The 19,047-nt window shown below is 61.7% G+C and carries 24 protein-coding genes; 11 read left to right on the forward strand and 13 right to left on the reverse strand.

Annotated elements, in window-relative coordinates; all coding sequences use genetic code 11:
- The first annotated feature begins 111 nt into the window (after positions 1-111).
- From C3Y91_RS23125 to C3Y91_RS23150, 6 genes are all read left to right on the forward strand, one after another.
- The gene (locus C3Y91_RS23125; RefSeq protein WP_168575827.1) at positions 112-594 is read left to right on the forward strand and encodes a CMD domain-containing protein; all 483 of its coding nucleotides are present in this window, start codon (positions 112-114) and stop codon (positions 592-594) included.
- Complete coding sequence (locus tag C3Y91_RS23130; protein ID WP_011650770.1) at positions 591-1,166, forward strand: peroxidase-related enzyme; 576 nt, start codon at positions 591-593, stop codon at positions 1,164-1,166. The genes C3Y91_RS23125 and C3Y91_RS23130 overlap by 4 nt, the downstream gene beginning before the upstream one ends.
- Positions 1,167-1,303: 137 nt before the next feature.
- Positions 1,304-1,891, forward strand: coding sequence for a TetR/AcrR family transcriptional regulator (locus C3Y91_RS23135; protein WP_168575828.1), 588 nt, complete (start codon positions 1,304-1,306; stop codon positions 1,889-1,891).
- Positions 1,892-2,001: 110 nt separating this feature from the next.
- The gene (locus C3Y91_RS23140) at positions 2,002-2,736 is read left to right on the forward strand and encodes an SDR family oxidoreductase (protein ID WP_168575829.1); all 735 of its coding nucleotides are present in this window, start codon (positions 2,002-2,004) and stop codon (positions 2,734-2,736) included.
- Positions 2,737-2,879: 143 nt separating this feature from the next.
- On the forward strand, positions 2,880-3,269 hold the full coding sequence (locus tag C3Y91_RS23145; protein WP_018069113.1) for a nuclear transport factor 2 family protein: 390 nt from the start codon (positions 2,880-2,882) through the stop codon (positions 3,267-3,269).
- A gap of 11 nt (positions 3,270-3,280) precedes the next feature.
- Positions 3,281-3,634 (forward strand): DoxX family protein, encoded by a 354-nt coding sequence (locus C3Y91_RS23150; protein ID WP_012756335.1) that lies wholly within the window; start codon positions 3,281-3,283, stop codon positions 3,632-3,634.
- A 99-nt stretch (positions 3,635-3,733) separates the two neighbouring features.
- Here the strand turns inward: C3Y91_RS23150 and C3Y91_RS23155 are convergent, their stop codons facing one another.
- A complete protein-coding gene (locus C3Y91_RS23155; RefSeq protein WP_011650769.1) occupies positions 3,734-4,219 on the reverse strand; it encodes a peroxiredoxin in 486 nt (161 codons plus the stop codon).
- Between the two features lie 125 nt (positions 4,220-4,344).
- Positions 4,345-5,196 (reverse strand): protein-disulfide reductase DsbD domain-containing protein, encoded by an 852-nt coding sequence (locus C3Y91_RS23160; protein WP_131712382.1) that lies wholly within the window; start codon positions 5,194-5,196, stop codon positions 4,345-4,347.
- Between the two features lie 141 nt (positions 5,197-5,337).
- On the opposite strand from C3Y91_RS23160, the gene C3Y91_RS23165 reads away from it, so the two are divergent.
- The 3 genes from C3Y91_RS23165 to C3Y91_RS23175 all read left to right on the forward strand — a co-directional run bounded on the left by C3Y91_RS23165 (position 5,338) and on the right by C3Y91_RS23175 (position 7,488).
- Positions 5,338-5,943, forward strand: coding sequence for a YqgE/AlgH family protein (locus C3Y91_RS23165; protein ID WP_018069111.1), 606 nt, complete (start codon positions 5,338-5,340; stop codon positions 5,941-5,943).
- A gap of 115 nt (positions 5,944-6,058) precedes the next feature.
- The gene (locus C3Y91_RS23170; RefSeq protein ID WP_003546001.1) at positions 6,059-6,250 is read left to right on the forward strand and encodes a CsbD family protein; all 192 of its coding nucleotides are present in this window, start codon (positions 6,059-6,061) and stop codon (positions 6,248-6,250) included.
- A 152-nt stretch (positions 6,251-6,402) separates the two neighbouring features.
- Positions 6,403-7,488, forward strand: coding sequence for a zinc-binding metallopeptidase family protein (locus C3Y91_RS23175; protein WP_130661051.1), 1,086 nt, complete (start codon positions 6,403-6,405; stop codon positions 7,486-7,488).
- A gap of 281 nt (positions 7,489-7,769) precedes the next feature.
- Here the strand turns inward: C3Y91_RS23175 and rnhA are convergent, their stop codons facing one another.
- From rnhA to C3Y91_RS23200, 5 genes are all read right to left on the reverse strand, one after another.
- Positions 7,770-8,225 (reverse strand): ribonuclease HI, encoded by a 456-nt coding sequence (gene rnhA, locus C3Y91_RS23180; protein ID WP_168575830.1) that lies wholly within the window; start codon positions 8,223-8,225, stop codon positions 7,770-7,772.
- Positions 8,222-9,187, reverse strand: coding sequence for a homoserine kinase (locus C3Y91_RS23185; RefSeq protein WP_130666655.1), 966 nt, complete (start codon positions 9,185-9,187; stop codon positions 8,222-8,224). Before C3Y91_RS23185 ends, rnhA begins: the two co-directional genes overlap by 4 nt.
- A gap of 70 nt (positions 9,188-9,257) precedes the next feature.
- Positions 9,258-10,259, reverse strand: coding sequence for a 4-hydroxy-3-methylbut-2-enyl diphosphate reductase (ispH, locus tag C3Y91_RS23190; RefSeq protein WP_003545997.1), 1,002 nt, complete (start codon positions 10,257-10,259; stop codon positions 9,258-9,260).
- Between the two features lie 63 nt (positions 10,260-10,322).
- On the reverse strand, positions 10,323-11,078 hold the full coding sequence (locus C3Y91_RS23195; protein ID WP_168575831.1) for an SURF1 family cytochrome oxidase biogenesis protein: 756 nt from the start codon (positions 11,076-11,078) through the stop codon (positions 10,323-10,325).
- On the reverse strand, positions 11,071-11,451 hold the full coding sequence (locus tag C3Y91_RS23200; RefSeq protein ID WP_003557084.1) for a DUF983 domain-containing protein: 381 nt from the start codon (positions 11,449-11,451) through the stop codon (positions 11,071-11,073). Before C3Y91_RS23200 ends, C3Y91_RS23195 begins: the two co-directional genes overlap by 8 nt.
- A 238-nt stretch (positions 11,452-11,689) precedes the next feature.
- Between C3Y91_RS23200 and C3Y91_RS23205 the strand changes: the two genes are divergently transcribed.
- Positions 11,690-12,331 carry a chloramphenicol phosphotransferase CPT family protein gene (locus tag C3Y91_RS23205; protein ID WP_024324038.1) on the forward strand — a complete coding sequence of 214 codons (642 nt, stop codon included), beginning with the start codon at positions 11,690-11,692 and terminating at the stop codon, positions 12,329-12,331.
- Positions 12,332-12,634: 303 nt separating this feature from the next.
- Here the strand turns inward: C3Y91_RS23205 and C3Y91_RS23210 are convergent, their stop codons facing one another.
- From C3Y91_RS23210 to coxB, 6 genes are all read right to left on the reverse strand, one after another.
- A complete protein-coding gene (locus C3Y91_RS23210; RefSeq protein WP_018069105.1) occupies positions 12,635-13,513 on the reverse strand; it encodes a cytochrome c oxidase subunit 3 in 879 nt (292 codons plus the stop codon).
- Positions 13,514-13,574: 61 nt separating this feature from the next.
- A complete protein-coding gene (locus C3Y91_RS23215; RefSeq protein WP_168575832.1) occupies positions 13,575-14,183 on the reverse strand; it encodes a cytochrome c oxidase assembly protein in 609 nt (202 codons plus the stop codon).
- Positions 14,180-14,320 carry a cytochrome c oxidase system small membrane protein gene (locus tag C3Y91_RS23220; protein ID WP_018245093.1) on the reverse strand — a complete coding sequence of 47 codons (141 nt, stop codon included), beginning with the start codon at positions 14,318-14,320 and terminating at the stop codon, positions 14,180-14,182. Before C3Y91_RS23220 ends, C3Y91_RS23215 begins: the two co-directional genes overlap by 4 nt.
- Positions 14,320-15,270, reverse strand: coding sequence for a heme o synthase (locus C3Y91_RS23225; protein ID WP_168575833.1), 951 nt, complete (start codon positions 15,268-15,270; stop codon positions 14,320-14,322). The genes C3Y91_RS23220 and C3Y91_RS23225 overlap by 1 nt, the downstream gene beginning before the upstream one ends.
- A gap of 66 nt (positions 15,271-15,336) precedes the next feature.
- Complete coding sequence (gene ctaD, locus C3Y91_RS23230) at positions 15,337-17,037, reverse strand: cytochrome c oxidase subunit I (RefSeq protein ID WP_018069101.1); 1,701 nt, start codon at positions 17,035-17,037, stop codon at positions 15,337-15,339.
- Positions 17,038-17,054: 17 nt separating this feature from the next.
- Entirely contained in the window at positions 17,055-17,939 is an 885-nt protein-coding gene (gene coxB / locus C3Y91_RS23235) for a cytochrome c oxidase subunit II (RefSeq protein WP_029768350.1), read from the reverse strand.
- 316 nt (positions 17,940-18,255) lie between these two features.
- On the opposite strand from coxB, the gene C3Y91_RS23240 reads away from it, so the two are divergent.
- Positions 18,256-18,924 (forward strand): invasion associated locus B family protein, encoded by a 669-nt coding sequence (locus C3Y91_RS23240; protein WP_024324030.1) that lies wholly within the window; start codon positions 18,256-18,258, stop codon positions 18,922-18,924.
- Positions 18,925-19,047 lie beyond the last annotated feature (123 nt).

Genomic DNA, 19,047 nt, shown 5'->3' on the forward strand with positions numbered 1-19,047 from the left:
CTGGCAGTAGATAAAAAATTCACATCAAATGCCGTTTAGCATTCCAGTTTGACATAATGACAGGTCGGGCCTACCTAAGACCTATGTCCGCGACGTATTGAGGAGCTTGTTTTGACACTCATCGAAACTCTTGCCTCTGTGAGGCCGGGTTCCGCGCTCGCGGAAGCCATGGGCAAACGCGCCGAGATCCTGCGCCTCAGTGAAGCGGCCCACGACGCAGTGCTTCTGCCACGCGATCCCGGCGGACTGTCGCACGGCCTGAGGGCGGCACTCGCCGCCCGCATGGCGCGCCACAACCGCAGCCCGGCGCTCGCAAGCCATTACGACGGGCTCGTTGCCCGCGCCGACGAACCGGCGACAGCCTTGCTCGCCGAGCCGGACACGAACGTGTCGGATCCGCGTACCGCCGAGATCGTTCGCCATGCCGACCGGCTCACGGTCGCGCCGCGCGATGCGACGCGCGCCCATGTGGAGGCATTGCGCCAGGTCGGCGTGACCGACGCCGACATCGTCCGGCTCGCGGAGCTTGCGGCTTTCGTCAATTACCAGGTGCGGGTTCTCGCCGGCCTGAAGCTGCTGGGAGAAATACGATGAGCGAGGTCGTCCACACCTTCACCACCACGGTGCCGCGCTGGCAGCCCTATGTCGTTCCGGTCGATTTCGCGACCGCCACCGACGAGCAGCATGCAGCAATGCAGACGACGCCGTCGAACAAGGGCATCTCGCCCTATGTGCTGACCCTGGCGCACGATCCCGAGACGCTCGCGGTCCGCTCGCCGCTGTTCAATCTGATCATGTACGGCAAGGACGGACTGGCGGCCAGCGAGCGCGAACTGGGTGCCGTCGCCGCCTCAGTCGTCAACCGCTGCGTCTACTGCGCCGCCGTCCATGCATCGCGGTTCAACAACCTGACAAAACGCACGGATGTCATCGAAGCCGTGTTCGCCGATGGTCTCGAGGCGACGCTCGACGAGCACCTCCAGGAAATCTTCAACTTTTCGGCCCGACTGTCGACCACGCCGCCCGAGGCGGTCGCGGCCGACGCGCAGGCGCTGGCGGACGTCGGGCTCGACGAGTTGGAGGCTCTCGATCTCGTCCTCTCGTCGGCGATCTTCGGCTGGGCGAACCGCCTGATGCATACGCTCGGCGAGCCGATGAAGGACTGAAGCGCATGACACGCTTTAGATCTTTGGTTTTCCGCATGTCGTTTTGCGCGAAATGCTTTGGCGCATTTTCTGTCGCTGGACGACAAATGGCATGATGTGTCAAAAGAAGCCCGCCGCATGTCAGCGTGGAGACAATCTTGGGACTTCGGGAAGATAAGAAGGATCGCACGCGAGCCCAACTGCTCGAGGCCGCGTTGGACCTGATCCACAAGCGCGGATTCGAGGAAACGACGGTCGCCGATATCGCGGCCGCCGTCAGCGTTTCGCCCCGCACCCTGCTTCGCTATTTCCCGACAAAGGAAGATGTGATCGTCAGCTGGGTGCAGGATGGCATGACGATCGTCCGTGCGGAACTGACGGAGCGGCTCGCGTCGGAACCGCCGGTTGTCGCACTTCTTGCTGCCGCGCGGGCGATGCTTTTGGCGTTCGATGAAAAGTCGCGTTTCTTTCTCGCCATCGAGACGGCAATCCGCTCCAACAGGAGCATTTCCGCGCGAAAAGAACAGATGATCGCCGAACTGATCGACGAAGTCGCCCATATTCTCGCCTCGCCGGACAGGCGGTCTCCGCTCCCGGATGTTGTCGCCTATACGGTGGCGGGAACGGTTTTCGCGCTCATTCGGGCATCGATAAACAGCTGGGTGGATGGCGGAGCGGCCATGTCACTTGCCGATCTCTTCGATCGCGCCGCCAGTATCATCCACTTCGAACAAAATGACACTTAGTGTCATTTGTCGTTGACAGACATAATTTCCCATGCAATTTCACGATGCGTTGCTGAGCAACGTCATTGCAAACAGCCTCGCCCTGCGAGCGCGCCTGCTTGGGAGATAGAATGTCCACACATCAAAAGATCGCGCTCGTCACCGGCGCGACCCGCGGCCTTGGTTTTGAAACGGCTCGCCAGCTCGGCCGGGAAGGCGTGTTCATCCTTCTCGGCGCACGCGATCTTGCCGCAGGCCAAGCAAAGGCCGAAACATTGCGTGCGGAGGGGTTGGCGGTCGAGGCGATCGAGATCGATCTCAATCGCCCTGAGACGATCGACGCTGCCGCATCATCGATCGACGAACGGTTTGGCAGACTCGACATCCTGATCAACAATGCGGGAATCCTGCTGCTCGACACCGACGATTTCCCCAGCGTGGCCTCCGTCGAAACCCTGCGTGAATCCTATGAGGTCAATTTCATCGGAATGGTGATCGTGACCCAGAAACTGTTGCCGCTGATCCGCAAGGCGGCCAGCGGGCGCATCGTCAACCTTTCCAGCAGCGTGGGTTCGCTTTGGTGGACGGGCGATGCAAACAATCCGTCCCCCGATGTCAAATGGCTTGGCTATGCGGCCTCCAAGGCGGCGGTCAACATGCTGACCGTGCAGCTTGCCCTTGAGCTGAAAGATACACCGATCAAGGTCAACGCTGTCTGCCCCGGCTATGTCATGACCGAGTTGAACAGAGGCGGCGGCTACATCACGATCGAAGACGGCGTTCGGGCCCCGGTCAAATATGCCTTGCTGGATGACGCCGGACCGACCGGCCAGTTTTTCAACACCAATGGCCCCATCAACTGGTGACGGCCCGCGGCCGGGCGCCTGACGACCCGGCCTGAGCAGGACCGTTCAGCAACACGGGGGATGTTGCGTCCTGACGACGCGGCATCCGCCTTTTCGCCGCGATAGTGAATTCGCCCGCCATCCCCTTTCAAGGACCATGAGACATGAAACCAACGACGGATGACATCGTAGAGATCAACCAAATCCTCTCGCTCTGGGCACACCTCGTCGACAATCATGCGTGGGACAGGTTCGGTGAAGTCTTTACCGAGGATGCACATTTCGACGCGGGCGTTTTCGGCTTTGCGCCGGTCACAGGCATTGCAGCGATCTGCCATATGGCCAGCCAGGACGGCCATGCGACGGCCCATCACACGACGAATGTGCACGTTCAAGAAGGCGCGGGCGACGAGCTCGTCGCCGTCTCGAAGGGGCTTGGTCTGTTGCCGAGCGGCGCAGTGGCGAGCGTGACCTATACCGACCGGCTACGGCGGACGCCGGAGGGCTGGCGTTTGGCGCGCCGCACTCTCGCGCTCCAAGCGCCGTCGCATTGAGGTTGCCCCCTATGTCTCTCGTCAACCTATCCCTGGCAAACGTCATTGCCTGGCTGCTTGCAGCCTTCTTCTTCGTCGGCGCCTATGGCAACACCTTCGTCAGCCCCGAAATTGCCGCGGACTACGCCCGCTGGGGCTATCCGGAAAGCTTTCACTATCTGACCGCCATCTGTGAATTCACGACCGCGGTCATGCTCATCTTCAAACCGCTCCGCCTCTACGGTTCACTGCTCGGAAGTGCGGTGATGCTGGCCGCCGCGGGCACGGTTCTGTTCCACGGCGAATATGCTCATGCAATTCCGCCCCTGGTGGTGCTGGGTTTTTGCGGGCTCGTCGCTGTTCTGACGATGAGGCGAGCAGGATGATGCCGGCATCCGGCAGCAGGGGCCGCCCGAGAGCGAGCCGATCACACAAGTGAAAAGGGCGACCAAACGGCCGCCCCTTCATCCATCAGGAATGAGCGCTCAGAGCTGTTCCAGCATCGCGGCCGCACCCGAGACGGTCGCCTGGCCGGGGCTTTCCTCGACGTTGAGGGCTTTGACCACGCCGTCTTCCACCAGCATCGAATAACGCTTGGAGCGAAGGCCGAGGCCGCCGGCGGAGAGGTCGGCGTCGAGGCCGACGGCCTTGGTGAAGCCGGCATCCCAATCGGCGAGGAAGTGGATCTTGCCCATGCCACCGGAGGATTGCGCCCAGGCGCCCATCACGTGCCAGTCGTTGACGGCGACGACGGCGATGTCGTCGACGCCCTTGCCAAGGATGGTGTCGCGGTTTTCGAGATAACCCGGCAGGTGGTTCAGCGAGCAGGTCGGCGTAAACGCGCCCGGCACGGCAAAGAGCACGACGCGCTTGCCGGCGAAGAGCTGATCGGTGGTGATTTCGACCGGGCCGTCAGCCGTCTTTTCCTTGAAGGTGGCGGCAGGAAGCTTGTCGCCGATCGCGATGGTCATGGTCTTCTCCTTGAGTTCTGGATTTGGCGGTTCTGCTTGGCGGCGGCGGGCGCCGCACGGGATCGGAGGCGACTATAGGAGCCCATCATTGAAAGGCAAGGCCGGCCATTGAAAGGCAAGGCCGGTCATTCGAAGGCAAGCGTCGTCTCCATCGCCTTCTCGCCGTCGATCACCAGCACGTTCCATTGCTTGCCCGATATGTCGTAATCCTTCGGCAGCTTGCCGATTGGCACATCGACCTTGAAGGCGGCGCCGTCGCGTTTGCCGCCGATCTGCTTGGTGAAGGCATAGCCGCTCGGACCGGTGACGATGATATCGGGCGCGGCCCTGCCCTCGCCCGGCCCCCCGCCCGGCAGAGCCAACGTCAGCGACAGCGTCTTCCTGTCAGGCGACATCGCATGCGCCGTCACGCCGAAATCCACCGATGGCGGCTTCGGCAGGCTCGCATCGGCCGCCTGGAGGATCGCCTCCTCCTCAGGATGCGACTGCATGGCGGGGCCAAGCTTCAGCTGAAAATTCGCCTGGAAGGGAATGCAGATATCCTTGCAGATGCCGATGAAGGCGGAAGCGTCGATCGCAACCGGGCCTTTGCCGGCCGCCGTCAGCGACAGCGGCAGCGTCACCGGCGCGTCATAGGCGATATCCTCGATGCCGCCGTTGAAAAAATGTTTCGGAACGGGATAGGCGATGGCATCGAGCGTGACCCCGCTCTCCGCCGTGATGGTGATTTGCGGCGGAATGCCGCTGTTGCCGGGCTCTTTCCAATAGGTGATCCAGCCGGGTTTCGGCTCGATCTGAAGGGCGGCGCGGATTTTGCCGGCGGCATCGGGCGCGAGCGCCACGAGGCGCATGCGGCCGCCGTCGTTGTCCGCCCAGGCGCTCATTTCCGCATGAATGGTAGAAAACGGCACAAGGGCTGCGGCCATTGAGACGGCCGCAATTAAAAACCGGCGCGGGGCCAAGGAAATAATCATCATGGAACAAAGGTTTACCGAAACTGCTGTTTGGCCGCCAGAAGTCGCAGCGATTTAAATCTTCATTTTCAGTTGATTGATGTGTGACATTGGCCCATGTTTCTCTTGTCGAGGCCTTGGTGCGGTCTGGCAGCAGGAGGAACGATGTCCTTATCAACGCTGAAGAACAGACGGGAACGTGGCTTCTTCGATGGCCAGTTCCTCATCGCCATGCCGGGCATGGAAGACCGCAATTTTGCGCGCACTGTCATCTACATCTGCGCGCATTCGGATGCCGGCGCCATGGGCTTCGTCATCAACCGTCCGCAGAGCCTTACCTTCACCGATGTGCTGCTGCATCTCGACATGATCAAGCAGGAAGATTCGATCGTGCTGCCGAAACGGGCCCGCGAATTCCCGATTCAGACCGGCGGCCCGGTGGAAAGCGGCCGCGGCTTCGTGCTGCATTCGGACGATTATGCCAGCGACTCCTCGATCCCCGTCAGCGACGACATCTGCCTGACGGCGACGCTCGACATCGTCCGCGCCATCTCCAAGGGCGACGGGCCGACGCGGGCAACGATGCTGCTCGGCTATTCCTCCTGGGCCGCCGGCCAGCTCGAAAACGAGGTCGTCAACAATGGCTGGCTCACCTGCCCGGCCAACGAGGAATTGATCTTCGACCGCAGCCTCGACGACAAATACGAGCGGGCGCTCGCCGGCATGGGCGTGACCGCTGCCATGCTGTCGGCCGAAGCGGGCCATGCTTGAGAGGCTGGCCTGACGGCAGCTGACCTGACGGCAGCGGGAACGAATAGCCAAGAGTGACGTTTCATTTCGGCAAGCATGGACAAAAGGCCCATGCCGACCAAGGAGACATCACAAGATGGGTAGCACCAGCGACAAGATTTCCGGTAAGGCAAACGAAATTGCCGGCAAGACCAAGCAGGCCGTCGGCAAGGCGACGGACGATCGCGAGATGCAGGCCAAGGGCGCCGTCCAGGAAGCCAAGGGCAAGGGACAAGTCGCAACCGGCAAGGTCAAGGACAAGCTCAAGGGCGCCGTCGACCGGCTCTGAGCGACAGCGTCTCTTCACACACGCAAAGACGCTGTGATTCCGAGTTAAGGAATGCGCAGTAGACGCTCATCCTTTATCACCATGCCTGCTGCGCCCCTCGCGCGGCAGGCATTTTTGATCCCCCACCCTCATGCTTTGCAGAGATAGACAAGATGAAGCTTTTTGCCTGCGACAATTGCGATCAGGTCGTCCACTTCGACAACCGTCGATGCGTGCGTTGCAACCATCGCCTCGGCTTCCTGCCAGGCGATCTGGCGATGCATGCGCTGGAGCCGCGCGACGAGACGCTCTGGCAGCTCGTTTCCGATCCCGATCGCGACGTCCGCTTCTGCGCCAATGCCGGCCTCGACATCTGCAACTGGCTGGTGGACGGCGACGGCGAGAGTGAATTCTGCGTTGCCTGCCGCCATAACCGGCTGGTTCCGAACACCGATACCCAGGACGGCATCGATCGCTGGCGGCGCATCAGCCAGGCGCAGCGTCATCTGTTTTATTCGCTGCTGCGCTGGAAGCTGCCGCATCCGGATCGGGCGCAAGATCCGCAAGGCGGCCTGGTCTTCGATTTCCTCGAGGATTCGATAGAGAGCAACGGCTATATCGTGCCGGCCATGACCGGCCATGAGGAAGGCCTGATCACCATCCGCGCCGCTGAGGCCGACGATGCGACGCGCGAACAGGCGCGCAGCTCGATGAACGAACCCTATCGCACGCTGCTCGGCCATTTCCGCCACGAGGCCGGCCATTTCATCTGGAATAAACTGGTGCGCGATCGGGGCGGCCTTGCCGATTTCCGCACGGTCTTCGGCGACGAACGGCAGGATTATGCGACAGCCCTGCAGAACCATTATGCCGGCGGCGCGCCCTTGGGATGGCAGGACAATTTCATCAGCGCCTATGCGGCGTCGCACCCCTGGGAGGATTTCGCCGAATGCTTCGCGCATTACCTCCATATCGTCGATACGCTCGAAACCGCGCGCGCCTTCGGCATCGCCATCGATCCGAGCGGCCATGAGGAAATATCAGGCGAGGTGGATTTCATCCCTTACCGGGCAAGAAGCGCCGAACAGCTGGTCAGCGCCTGGGTGCCGCTCAGCCTGGCGATCAACGCCATCCAGCGCAGCATGGGCCAGCCGGACTCCTACCCCTTCGTGCTGTCCTCGCCCGTCGTGGCCAAGCTCGAATATTTGCACCGGCTGATCCAGGGCGCCGCGACGGCGCCGCAGCAGCAGGCGGCTTGAAAGAGGTTCGGGCGCGCTGCTGGCTCCCTCTTCTCCCCCGCGGGGAGAAGGTGGCCCGAAGGGTCGGATGAGGGGGCCGCACAGCACACCATTCATTGCCCTTCGCTAACGCTCAGCGCATTCGCGGCTTTGCCGCTCACCCCCTCAACCGCCTGCCGGCACCGACCGGGGTCGAGCCGCGGGTCTCGACCCGTCCTTCGGACCCCCGCTGGGGAGAAGAGGTGTGTGGCAGCGCCGTATTCCTCTCTTCTCCGTCAAGAGCTCGAGGAAACGGCCGCTACTTAAAACGAAACCGCCTTGCCCTTCTTGAAAGGCTCCATGCCCCGGCGGGCGAGTTCGTCGGCGCGTTCGTTTTCCGGGTGGCCGGCGTGGCCCTTGACCCAGTGCAGCGTCAACTTGTGGCGGTCGCGGGCCGCCTCCAACGCCTGCCAGAGCTCGGCATTCTTCACCGGCTTCTTATCGGCGGTCTTCCAGCCGTTTTTCTTCCAGCCGAAAATCCACTTGGAAATGCCGTCCTTGACATAGGCGCTGTCGGTATAGAGATCGACCTCGCAAGGGCTTTTCAAGGCCGATAGCGCCGAGATCGCCGCCAGCAGTTCCATGCGATTGTTGGTCGTATCCGCCTCGCCGCCGCAAAGCTCCTTTTCGACGTCGCCATAACGCAGCACGGCGCCCCAGCCACCGGGGCCGGGATTGCCGGAGCATGCGCCGTCGGTAAAAATATCGACGTGTTTCATAGGCTCAATCCATATTCGGCCGGCGTTTTGATCTGGCGGTGGAACCGCAGCTTGCGGAGATATTCGAGCGGGTCCTTCTTGGTGACCATGGCTCCCTCAGGCGTCGTCAGCCAGTCATAGAGCCGGGTCAGGAAGAACCGCAGCGCCGACCCACGCGACAGCACCGGCAGGGCAGCGATTTCGGCGTCGCTCAACGGCCGGACGCTCTGGTAACCCTCGAGCATCGCCGTGCCCTTGGTGATGTTATAGGCGCCGTCCTTCTCGAAGCACCAGGCATTCAGGCAGATCGAGACGTCATAGGCGAGCAGGTCGTTGCAGGCGAAATAGAAATCGATCAGGCCGGAGAGCTGGTCGCCGAGGAAGAAGACGTTGTCGGGGAAGAGGTCGGCGTGGATGACGCCGGCCGGCAGGCCACTCGGCCAGGCGGCGGAGAGGAAATCGAGTTCGCTGCGGATCTCATTCTGCAGGCCAGGCTCGACCTCGCCGGCGCGCGCCTCGGATTTCTCCCACAGCCCCCGCCAGCCGTCGATCGACAGCGCATTCGCCCGCTTCAGCTCAAAACCGTCGCCCGCCACATGCATCTCGGCCAGCGCCCTGCCGACCTCGCGGCAGTGCTTCGCCTCCGGCTTTCTCAGCCACATGCCTTCGAGGAAGGAGATCAGCGCCGCCGGACGGCCGGACAGCGAGCCGAGCAGCGCGCCGTCGCGGCGCGGCAGCGGCAGCGGGCAGGACAGGCCACGAGCGGAAAGATGCTGCATCAGGCCGAGGAAGAAAGGCAGGTCGCTCTTTTCCACCCGCTTTTCATAGAGCGTCAGGATCAGCGGGTCCTTGGAGGTGTGAAGCAGGAAGTTGGAGTTTTCGACGCCTTCGGCAATGCCCTTGTAGGAAAGCAGCGTGCCTGCGTCATATTCCGTCAGGAACCATTTCAGATCGTCTTCGGCGATATCGGTATAGACTGCCAAGTGAGGTCTCGCCCTTCATGCCTTGTTGATATTGGATTTGCCGGAGTGGACGCCAGGCCGAAAGGCCGATCTAACCGTTGACGAAAGCCATGTCGGCCGCCGTCAGCTCGATGCTACGCAGTTCGCGGTTGACGAGGAAATTTTCGGTTTCCTGCACCGTTTCGGCCAGTTCGACGCGGGCGTCGAAGCGGGCGCGGAAAGCCTCGATGATCTCGTTGACGATGACCTCGGGGGCCGAGGCGCCGGCGGAGAGGCCGAGCGTCGAAATCGCGCCGATCTCGTCCCAGTCGAGCTCGGCGGCGCGCTGCACGAGAATGGATTTCTTCGCCCCTGCCCTGAGCGCCACTTCGACGAGGCGCTTGGAATTGGACGAATTCGGCGCGCCGACGATGATGAAGAGATCGCAGCCCGGGGCTGCCTGCTTCACCACTTCCTGGCGGTTGGTCGTCGCATAACAGATCGAGTCCGCTGCCGGCGCCGTCAGGTTCGGGAAGCGCTCGTGCAGGCGGGTGATGACGCCGGCGGTATCGTCGACCGACAGCGTCGTCTGGGTGACATAGCCGAGATTATCGGGATCAACAGGGACATAGGCATCGGCATCCTCAATCGTCTCGATCAGCGAGACGGACCCCTCCGGCAATTGCCCCATCGTGCCGATCACTTCGGGATGGCCGGCATGGCCGATGAGCACGACATGGCGGCCGAGGCGATTGTGGCGCATCGCCTGCTTGTGGACCTTGGAAACCAGCGGGCAGGTGGCGTCGAGATAGAAGAGGTTGCGGCTTGCCGCATCCTCCGGCACGGATTTCGGCACGCCATGGGCGGAGAAGACCACCGGCTGGGCGCGATGTTCGGCCGGGATCTCGTCCAGCTCCTCGACGAAGACGGCGCCCTTGGCCTCCAGCCCCTCGACGACATAGCGATTGTGAACGATCTCGTGGCGCACATAGACCGGCGCGCCATAGGATTTCAGCGCCAGCACGACGATCTGGATGGCGCGGTCGACGCCGGCGCAGAAGCCGCGCGGGCCGCAGAGCCTGATCGTCAAAGGAGGTTTCGCCGCAATATTCATGTCTGTTCCGGGTTGAGAGATTTAGCGACCTCTAGCCCAATATGGTCGAGAATTGAAGTGATACTATTGCTGAGGTGTCTTGGCGCCCTTGCGGAACCAGGAGATCGCCACCACGACGACCAGCACGGCGGCAAGCCCGTACCAGGTGAAAGCATATTGCAGATGGTCGTTCGGCAGATCCACCTGGGTGACGCCGCCGATCGGCAGGCCGGCCGGATTGGGGGTGGAATCGGCATCGACGAAAAAGGGAATGACGCTCGCTTTCTCCAGCCCGACGCTCGCGGCCATGACGTCGAGATCCTTCCAGTAGAAGATGTTCTTGGCGACGTCGTTGTCGGGCACCACCCAGGAGGGCTTGCCGGGAAGCTTTTCGCGCGCCAGGCCGGTGACGGTCTGCTGATCCGTCAACTGGCCCTGCATGCGCATTTCCGGCTCCTTGTTATCAAAGGGAACGAAGCCGCGGTTGACGAAGAGAATGCGCCCGTCGGCAAGCTCCAGCGGGGTATAGATGTAATAGCCGGTCTGGCCGCGCCAGGTGGCGAAGAAGTGCCGCTCCTTGTTGTTGATATAGCGGCCGCTGGCGGTGACCTTGCGGTATTCGATGTCGCCGCCTGTCGCCGCCATAGCCTCGATGTCGGCAAGCGGCACGGGGCTTGCTGCCTGCCGCGCGGCGATATCGGCGAGCAGGCCTTCCTTCCAGTGGAGGCGTTCCACCTGCCAGGTGCCGAGCGAAATCAGGATGGCAAGGGCGATCAGCACCAGGATGCCGGTGAGAACCGGCAGCCGGCGGCGCGGCGTTACATGCACTATTTCAGTCACTCAGGCGTCCTTCGCGGGCATTATGACGGTATTGCATGGCGATCAGGATGCCCTTGAACCAGCGCAGCGTCAGCAGCGACAGGACGATCGTCAGTGGAGCAAAAAGCAGGATATGCACCCAGATGGGCGGCCCGTAATTCACCTGCAGCCACAGCACCATGCCGATGACGATGAAGCCGACGATGAGAATGACGAAGACGGCGGGCCCGTCACCGGAATCGGCAAAGGAATAATCGAGGCCGCAGGCGGCGCAGCGCGGCTTTACGCCGAGCAGGCCATCGAACAGCTTGCCCTGGCCGCAGCGCGGGCAGCAGCCCTTGATGCCAGTTTTCACCGGATCGACGGGCGGAAAATGGGCGCTGTCCTCGTTCATGGCATTCCTTATAGCGATCCTGGCGGCCGCGGCTTCTTCAATGCTGCCTTAACTCTCCCATAAAGTATTCGCAGGACGAAGGGAAATGCCTGCGTGATTTCGTCCCGCTGATAGTTCCTCACATCGGAATCGATGTGAGGAACTATCAGCAATTCAAAGTGTTACAGCGTCCTTGCTGCGTCTGAAAAGTCGCGCGGCGCTGTAGTGATTCGCGCCAAACAGAAGAAGAAGAAGACTGATGACCGATGATAGCCATTCCGTGCAGATCATTATCCTGAACGGCGCGCCGCGGAGCGGCAAATCAAGCATCGCGCGCGCAGTACAGGAACACTTCGAGGGGCCGTGGATCAACCTCGGCGTCGACAGCTACAATGCCATGACACCGAAGCGCTACCTGCCGGGCATCGGACTGCGGCCGGGCGGCGAACGGCCGGACCTGGAGGAACTGGTGCCGTTCTTTTATGCGGCGCTCTACGAATCGATCGCCATCCATGCCAGCCTGGGCCTCAATGTCATCGCCGATCTCGGCCACCATGACAGCTATTCGCAGCCGCTCGGCATCCTCGGCGATTGCGCCCGGCGACTGGAAGACTTTCCCGTGCTGTTCGTCGGCGTGCGCTGTCCGATCGAGACGATCATGCAGCGACGCGACATTGTCCAAGAAGGGCGCGAGACGCTTTATCTCAGCGCCACCGAAGACGTACCCGTCCCGGAACCGGTGCAACGCTGGCAGGACGCGGTGCATCGGCCCGGCATCTACGACATGGAGGTCGATACCTCAGTGCTGACACCGCTCGAATGCGCCGAAGCGATCCGCCATCAGTTGGATCTCGGTATTCCCGAGCCCTCGGCTTTCGAAAGGATCGCCGGGGCGCGCTGAGGCGATAAAAGCGGGCACGGCGGCCTTACCTCGACCGAAGAGATTGCCGAAGGCAGCCCCTCATCCGCCTGCCGGCACCGTCCTTCGGACCCCCGTAAACGGGGCGAAGGGACATGCCGCGCCCTCTCCGTCCCCCTCTCGCGTCTCGTATGGCACGTCCCCTCTCCCCGTTTTTACGGGGAGAGGGTTAGGGTGAGGGGCAGCCGCGCGAACCGAACAGCCGTGGCACGAGGCCAAGCAAAACGAGATTTGCCAACAAAAAAGGCGGGCACGAGGCCCACCTTTTCTCAAGTTTCGTTCCGATCAGCCGGCTGCGACAGGTGCGCCCCAGCCGCCCCAGACGTAGATGCAGAAGAACAGGAACAGCCAGACGACGTCGACGAAGTGCCAGTACCAGGCGGCCGCCTCGAAGCCGAAATGCTGCTTCGGGGTGAAGTCGCCGCGCAGCGCGCGGATCAGGCAGACACCCAGGAAGATCGTGCCGACGAGGACGTGGAAACCGTGGAAGCCGGTCGCCATGAAGAAGGTCGCGCCGTAGATCGAATTCTTGAAGGCGAAGGGCGCGTGGGCATATTCATAGGCCTGGACGCTGGAGAACAACACGCCGAGCAGCACCGTCAGCGTCAGGCCCTGGATCAGGCCCTTGCGGTCGTTGTGCAGCAGCGCATGGTGCGCCCAGGTGACCGTCGTGCCCGACAAAAGCAGGATGACGGTGTTGTAGATCGGCAGGTGCCAGGGATCGAGAACTTCGATGCCCTTCGGCGGCCAGGTGCCGCCGGTATAGAGCAGGCGCGAGGCCTGGATCGCTTCGTTCGGATAGAGGCTGGCGTCGAAATAGGCCCAGAACCAGGCGACGAAGAACATCACTTCCGAAGCGATGAACATGATCATGCCGTAGCGCAGGTGCAGCGAGACGACGCGGGTGTGGGCGCCCTCATGGGCTTCCTTCACCGTATCGGCCCACCAGCCGTACATCACGTAGAGAACCAGCGCGAAGCCGATATAAAAGAGCCAGGGATTGGCGAGTTCCGCACCGGCGACCTTGAACGAACCGCCGTTCAGGTAGCGCATGTAGCAGACGCCGCCGATCGCCATGATGAAGGCGCCGAGCGAAGCGATAATCGGCCACGGGCTCGGATCGATGATGTGATAGTCGTGATTCTTCTGGTGAGCATCGGCCATGTAGCTATCCCCGGATGTCTTCCTTCACTCCGCTCCCGGCATAGCCGGAAACGAGCCTTGATCAAAGTTTCTTTTCAATCTTCTCCGCTCCACCCTCATTCGAAGCCACCGGCTTCGGACCCTCTTTCGGGTAGAACGTATATGACAGCGTAACCGTATGGATATCCTTGGATTCCACGGCCTTGACGATTTCAGGATCGATGTAGAACACGACAGGCATGTCGAGCTTTTCGCCCGGCTTCAGGTCCGTTTCCGTAAAGCAGAAACATTGCACCTTGTTGAAATAGACGCCCGCTTCGCCCGGCGTGACGTTGAAAACCGCCTGGCCGCGCTGGGTCTCGTTCGAACGATTCTCGGCGGTGAAATTGACCTGGATCGTTTCGCCGATCTTCGGATTGACCTCGCGCTGGACCGCCTTGAATTCCCATTGCAGGCCGGGCGCGACATTGGCGTCGAAGGTGACGCGCATCGTGCGGTCGAGCACGACGCTCGACACCTGGTCGACGCGCTGCGTCGTGCCGTTATAGCCGGTCACCTGGCAGAAGATGCGGTAGAGCGGCACGGCGGCATAGCTCATCGCGCCCATGCCGAAGACGAAGCTCAGGCACATCATCACGACGGCGCCGTTGTTGCGGCCCTGCTTCTTCGGTGTACCGGCGTTGTCGCTCATCCAGCCATTCCCCCGCCGATCTTCACGATGGTGATCGCGTAGAACAGGATGACGAGGCCGGCAAGCACCAGCCCGAGGGCGACGTTGCGGTTGCGGCGCGACTTGCGCTGTGCTTCGGTGAGCTTGATCAATTCCATCAGAACCAACCTCCCGCATGCGAGACCAGCAGCGGGGCCAGCCGGTCGATCATCAAGGCGGAGAACACGGCGAAGAGATAGAAGATCGAAAAGCCGAAGAGCTTCTTCGCAGGGATCATCTTCGGATCGCCGTCGGGCATGCGCCAGACGGCGATGGAACAGTATATGAAGATCGCGCCGAGGGTGGCGGCAACGAGGCCATAACCGAAGCTCGCAAAGCCGAGGAAGGACGGCAAGACCGCGCAGACGGCGGTCAGCACCGCATAGGCGACGATCTGATGCTTGGTCACCCGCTCGCCGGCGACGTTCGGCAGCATTGGCACGCCGACGGCCTCGTAATCGCGCATCTTGAAGAGGGCAAGCGCCCAGAAATGCGCCGGCGTCCACAGGAAGATGATGAGGAAGAGAACGGTGCTCTCGATCGTCACGCTGTTGGTCACGCAAGCCCAGCCGATCATCGGCGGGAAGGCGCCGGCGGCACCGCCGATAACGATGTTCTGCGGCGTCGAGCGCTTCAGCCACATGGTGTAGACCACGGCATAGAAGAAGATGGTGAAGGCGAGGATGCCGGCCGAGAGCCAGTTGACGGCCAGGCCGAGAATCACCACCGAGAAGCCTGACAGCACCAGGCCGAAGGCGAGAGCCTCGGACGGCGCGATACGGCCGGCCGGGATCGGACGGTTGGCGGTGCGGCTCATGATGGCGTCGATATCGGCGTCATACCACATGTTCAGCGCGCCGGAGGCTCCGGCGCCGACGGCGATACAGAGAATGGCGATCAGGCCGAGAACGGGATGGATGTGGCCCGGCGCCAGCACGAGACCGGCAAAGGCAGTGAAGACCACGAGCGACATGACCCGTGGCTTCAACAATTCGAAATAATCGCGCGCACTCGCTTCCGACAATTCGCCGTCCTTTGCAAGCACCTCGTGATTGTCGATGACCGTCATCATTCCGTCCTGAATGTCTTACCATCAGGACGCCGTATCAATGCGGCGTCCTGACGTCCGCGCAAATTACTTGATGCGCGGAAGCTGTTCCCACTGGTGATAGGGCGGCGGCGAAGGCAGCTGCCATTCGAGCGTCGTTGCACCCTCACCCCACGGATTGTCGCCGGCCACACGCTTTTTGGCGAAGGCTTCGAAGACACCGTAGAGGAAGATCAGCACACCGAAGGCCGAGATGTAGGAGCCGATCGAGGAAACATAGTTCCAGCCGGCAAAGGCATCCGGATAATCGATGTAGCGGCGCGGCATGCCGGCGAGGCCGAGGAAGTGCTGCGGGAAGAACACCAGGTTGACGCCGATGAACATGATCCAGAAATGCAGCTTGCCGACCAGCTCGTTGTACATGTAGCCGGTCATCTTCGGGAACCAGTAGTACCAGCCGGCGAAGATCGCGAAGACGGCGCCGAGCGACAGAACGTAGTGGAAGTGGGCCACGACGTAATAGGTGTCATGCAGCGACCGGTCGAGACCGGCATTGGCAAGCTGGACGCCGGTGACGCCGCCGACCGTGAACAGGAAGATGAAGCCGATCGCCCAGAGCATCGGCGTGCGGAACGAGATCGAGCCGCCCCACATCGTCGCGATCCAGGAGAAGATCTTCACACCCGTCGGAACGGCGATGACCATCGTCGCGAAGACGAAGTAGCGCTGCGCGTCGAGCGACAGGCCGACCGTGTACATGTGGTGGGCCCAGACGACGAAGCCGACGGCGCCGATCGCGACCATGGCGTAGGCCATGCCGAGGTAGCCGAAGATCGGCTTCTTCGAGAAGGTCGAGATGATGTGGCTGACCATGCCGAAGCCCGGCAGGATGAGGATGTAGACCTCGGGGTGACCGAAGAACCAGAACAGGTGCTGGTAAAGGATCGGGTCGCCGCCGCCTTCCGGAGAGAAGAAGGAGGTGCCGAAGTTACGGTCGGTCAGCAGCATGGTGATGCCGCCTGCCAGAACCGGGAGCGACAGCAGCAGCAGGAAGGCGGTGATCAGCACGGACCAGGCAAACAGCGGCATCTTGTGCAGCGTCATGCCGGGAGCGCGCATGTTGAGGATCGTGGTGATGAAGTTGATCGCACCGAGGATCGACGAGGCGCCGGCAATGTGCAGCGCAAAGATCGCAAGATCGACCGCCGGTCCCGGCGTGCCGGTTGTGGCCAGCGGCGGATACATCGTCCAGCCGCCGCCCGTGCCATAAGCGCCTGCCGGGCCTTCGACGAACATCGACAGCAGCAGCAGCGCGAAGGCGGGAACGATCAGCCAGAAGGAAATGTTGTTGAGGCGCGGGAAGGCCATGTCGGGGGCGCCGATCATGATCGGCACCATCCAGTTGGCGAAACCGCCGATCATCGCCGGCATGACCATGAAGAAGATCATGATCAGCGCGTGCGCTGTCGTGAACATGTTGAACATCTGCTTGGCGCCGTCGATCGCGGCATCGCCTTCATAACCGTAGACCATCGAGGCCAGGCCGTGGAAGATCTGGATGCCCGGTTCCTGCAGCTCCATGCGCATGGCGACGGACAGCGCGCCGCCGATGATGCCGGCAATGATCGCGAAGATCAGGTAGAGCGTGCCGATGTCCTTGTGGTTGGTCGAGAACAGCCAGCGATTGGCAAAGCTCGGCTTGTGCCCGTGATCGTGGTGATCGTCATGCGCGTGGTCATGATGGGCGTGATCATGAGAATGATCGTCGTGAGCGGAAGGTCCAGCCATTGTCCCGATCCCCTTAATTACTGTGCTTCGGCGACGTCGAGGGTCTTTGCGGGACCATCGGTTGCGGCCATGAGTGTCTTGTAGGCGCCGGGCAGGTCGCTGGCGGCTGCGGTCAGCCACTGCTTGTACTTGTCCTCGGAGACGACGCGGATGGCGATCGGCATGAACGCATGGTCCTTGCCGCAGAGCTCGGAACACTGGCCGTAGAACAGGCCTTCGCGCTCGGCCCTGAACCAGGTCTCGTTCAGGCGGCCCGGCACGGCATCGATCTTGACGCCGAAGGAAGGCATGGCGAAGGCGTGGATGACGTCGGTCGGCGCAGAGGTCACGAGAACGCGGACCGTCTTGTTGACCGGCAGGACCAGTTCGTTGTCGACGGCGAGAAGTCTGGGATAGATCGACTTGTCTTCCTTGCCGGCGGCCGCGCGGTCCTGATCCTTCAGCAGGTAGGAATCGAAAGCGAGCGGGCTTTCGCCCGAACCTTCATATTCGTAGTTCCACTGCCACTGGGTGGCGGTCGCCTTGATCGTCACGTCGGGATTTTCCGGCAGCGTCAGCTGCGCGGTCAGCAGGTTGAACGAAGGAATGGCGAGCAGAAGAAGCACCAGGACCGGCCCCACGGTCCAGGCAATCTCGATCATCGTGTTGTGGCTCGTCTTCGAGGGAACCGGGTTCGCGCTGGCGCGGAACTTGAAACAGACGACGATGAGCAGGACCAGAACGAAGAGCGTGATCGGAACGATAAACCACAGGGTATATTGTTCGAACCAGTGGATTTCCCGCATGATCGGCGTTGCCGCCGGCTGCAGCGTCGCCTGCCACGGCATGGGCTGGTCGGCATATGTGCCGGAAGCAAAAAGCAGACAGACCAGCGTGGTCAGGGCTGCATAAGCCTTCTTCATCACCTTATAATCTCCCTCGAGCGCTTGACCTGCAAAATAGAACGCAGAATCCTTGCCATCTTCAGCGCTTCAAACCACAGTTTGGCATTCGCCGCAACAGGTCAGAGCAATTGTCTATGCGGCATTTTTGCTCAAAGCATAGGCAGGCCAGAACGGCAAAACATCCCAAGTTTTTCATCAGCATATGAAAAATCGGCTTTCCGGCCAATCCGCGCGCGACACATTATTTCGCAAAGGTCCAATTTCCGCCGCAGTCCCCCGGTTTTCACGGGGTGGGGCTTTTCATTTTTGGTGGGCAGCTTCAACAATAGCCGCAATGATTCGATATCCAGAGGTTTCCATGGGTTTCCGTTCCCTCGCGCAGTCACTTCTCCTGACTGCCAGCATCGCGGCCGCAGCGACGACGCCCGTTTTCGCACAGCAGCAGCCCACCCCGTCGCAGGCCAAGCCGCCCGCTTCGGCGACGGCGCCGACCCCTGCTCCTGCGCCGCAGCAGCCGAGCGCCGCCAAACCGAATGTCGAACAGGTGATGCCCGGCCAGACGCAGCCGCCGGCGCCCGGCACGGTAAAGTCCAATCATGGCGCATGGTCTGTCGTCTGCGACAAGCCGGCAGGCGCTGCGACCGAACAATGCGCGCTGATGCAAAACGTCATCGCCGAGGATCGGCCGGAGGTCGGGCTTTCCGTCGTCGTCCTGAAGACGGCCGACCGCAAGTCGAAGATTCTCAGGGTGCTGGCGCCGCTCGGCGTGCTGCTGCCGAACGGCCTGGGGCTCAATGTCGACGGCAAGGATATCGGCCGCGCCTATTTCGTCCGCTGCTTCGCCGACGGCTGCTATGCAGAAGTCGTGCTCGAGGACGAGTTGCTCAAGACCTTCCGCAGCGGCGCCCAGGCCACCTTCATCGTCTTCCAGACCCCGGAAGAAGGCATCGGCATCCCCGTCGACCTCAAGGGCTTCGCCGAAGGTTTCGACGCCCTGCCGTGAGGTCAATTGGCAGCTTCCGTGGGTCCGCCCCTCATCCGCCTGCCGGCACCTTTGTAACTTCCCTTTACCCGCTCCTGGCGCTGTAATGCCTGTTGCGGTGGCGGATGGAAGACCGATGCACCT

The organism is Rhizobium ruizarguesonis (assembly GCF_012349115.1).
GTDB lineage: Bacteria > Pseudomonadota > Alphaproteobacteria > Rhizobiales > Rhizobiaceae > Rhizobium > Rhizobium ruizarguesonis.

Excerpts from the sequence above, each read along its gene's own strand:
- C3Y91_RS23130 (WP_011650770.1), top strand. The coding sequence starts at position 591 with ATGAGCGAGGTCGTCCACACCTTCACCACCACGGTGCCGCGCTGGCAG.
- C3Y91_RS23140 (WP_168575829.1), top strand. The coding sequence starts at position 2,002 with ATGTCCACACATCAAAAGATCGCGCTCGTCACCGGCGCGACCCGCGGC.
- C3Y91_RS23145 (WP_018069113.1), top strand. The coding sequence starts at position 2,880 with ATGAAACCAACGACGGATGACATCGTAGAGATCAACCAAATCCTCTCG.
- C3Y91_RS23150 (WP_012756335.1), top strand. The coding sequence starts at position 3,281 with ATGTCTCTCGTCAACCTATCCCTGGCAAACGTCATTGCCTGGCTGCTT.
- C3Y91_RS23155 (WP_011650769.1), bottom strand. The coding sequence starts at position 4,219 with ATGACCATCGCGATCGGCGACAAGCTTCCTGCCGCCACCTTCAAGGAA.
- C3Y91_RS23160 (WP_131712382.1), bottom strand. The coding sequence starts at position 5,196 with ATGATGATTATTTCCTTGGCCCCGCGCCGGTTTTTAATTGCGGCCGTC.
- C3Y91_RS23165 (WP_018069111.1), top strand. The coding sequence starts at position 5,338 with ATGTCCTTATCAACGCTGAAGAACAGACGGGAACGTGGCTTCTTCGAT.
- C3Y91_RS23170 (WP_003546001.1), top strand. The coding sequence starts at position 6,059 with ATGGGTAGCACCAGCGACAAGATTTCCGGTAAGGCAAACGAAATTGCC.
- C3Y91_RS23175 (WP_130661051.1), top strand. The coding sequence starts at position 6,403 with ATGAAGCTTTTTGCCTGCGACAATTGCGATCAGGTCGTCCACTTCGAC.
- rnhA (WP_168575830.1), bottom strand. The coding sequence starts at position 8,225 with ATGAAACACGTCGATATTTTTACCGACGGCGCATGCTCCGGCAATCCC.
- ispH (WP_003545997.1), bottom strand. The coding sequence starts at position 10,259 with ATGAATATTGCGGCGAAACCTCCTTTGACGATCAGGCTCTGCGGCCCG.
- C3Y91_RS23200 (WP_003557084.1), bottom strand. The coding sequence starts at position 11,451 with ATGAACGAGGACAGCGCCCATTTTCCGCCCGTCGATCCGGTGAAAACT.
- C3Y91_RS23205 (WP_024324038.1), top strand. The coding sequence starts at position 11,690 with ATGACCGATGATAGCCATTCCGTGCAGATCATTATCCTGAACGGCGCG.
- C3Y91_RS23210 (WP_018069105.1), bottom strand. The coding sequence starts at position 13,513 with ATGGCCGATGCTCACCAGAAGAATCACGACTATCACATCATCGATCCG.
- C3Y91_RS23215 (WP_168575832.1), bottom strand. The coding sequence starts at position 14,183 with ATGAGCGACAACGCCGGTACACCGAAGAAGCAGGGCCGCAACAACGGC.
- C3Y91_RS23220 (WP_018245093.1), bottom strand. The coding sequence starts at position 14,320 with ATGGAATTGATCAAGCTCACCGAAGCACAGCGCAAGTCGCGCCGCAAC.
- C3Y91_RS23225 (WP_168575833.1), bottom strand. The coding sequence starts at position 15,270 with ATGACGGTCATCGACAATCACGAGGTGCTTGCAAAGGACGGCGAATTG.
- ctaD (WP_018069101.1), bottom strand. The coding sequence starts at position 17,037 with ATGGCTGGACCTTCCGCTCACGACGATCATTCTCATGATCACGCCCAT.
- coxB (WP_029768350.1), bottom strand. The coding sequence starts at position 17,939 with ATGAAGAAGGCTTATGCAGCCCTGACCACGCTGGTCTGTCTGCTTTTT.
- C3Y91_RS23240 (WP_024324030.1), top strand. The coding sequence starts at position 18,256 with ATGATTCGATATCCAGAGGTTTCCATGGGTTTCCGTTCCCTCGCGCAG.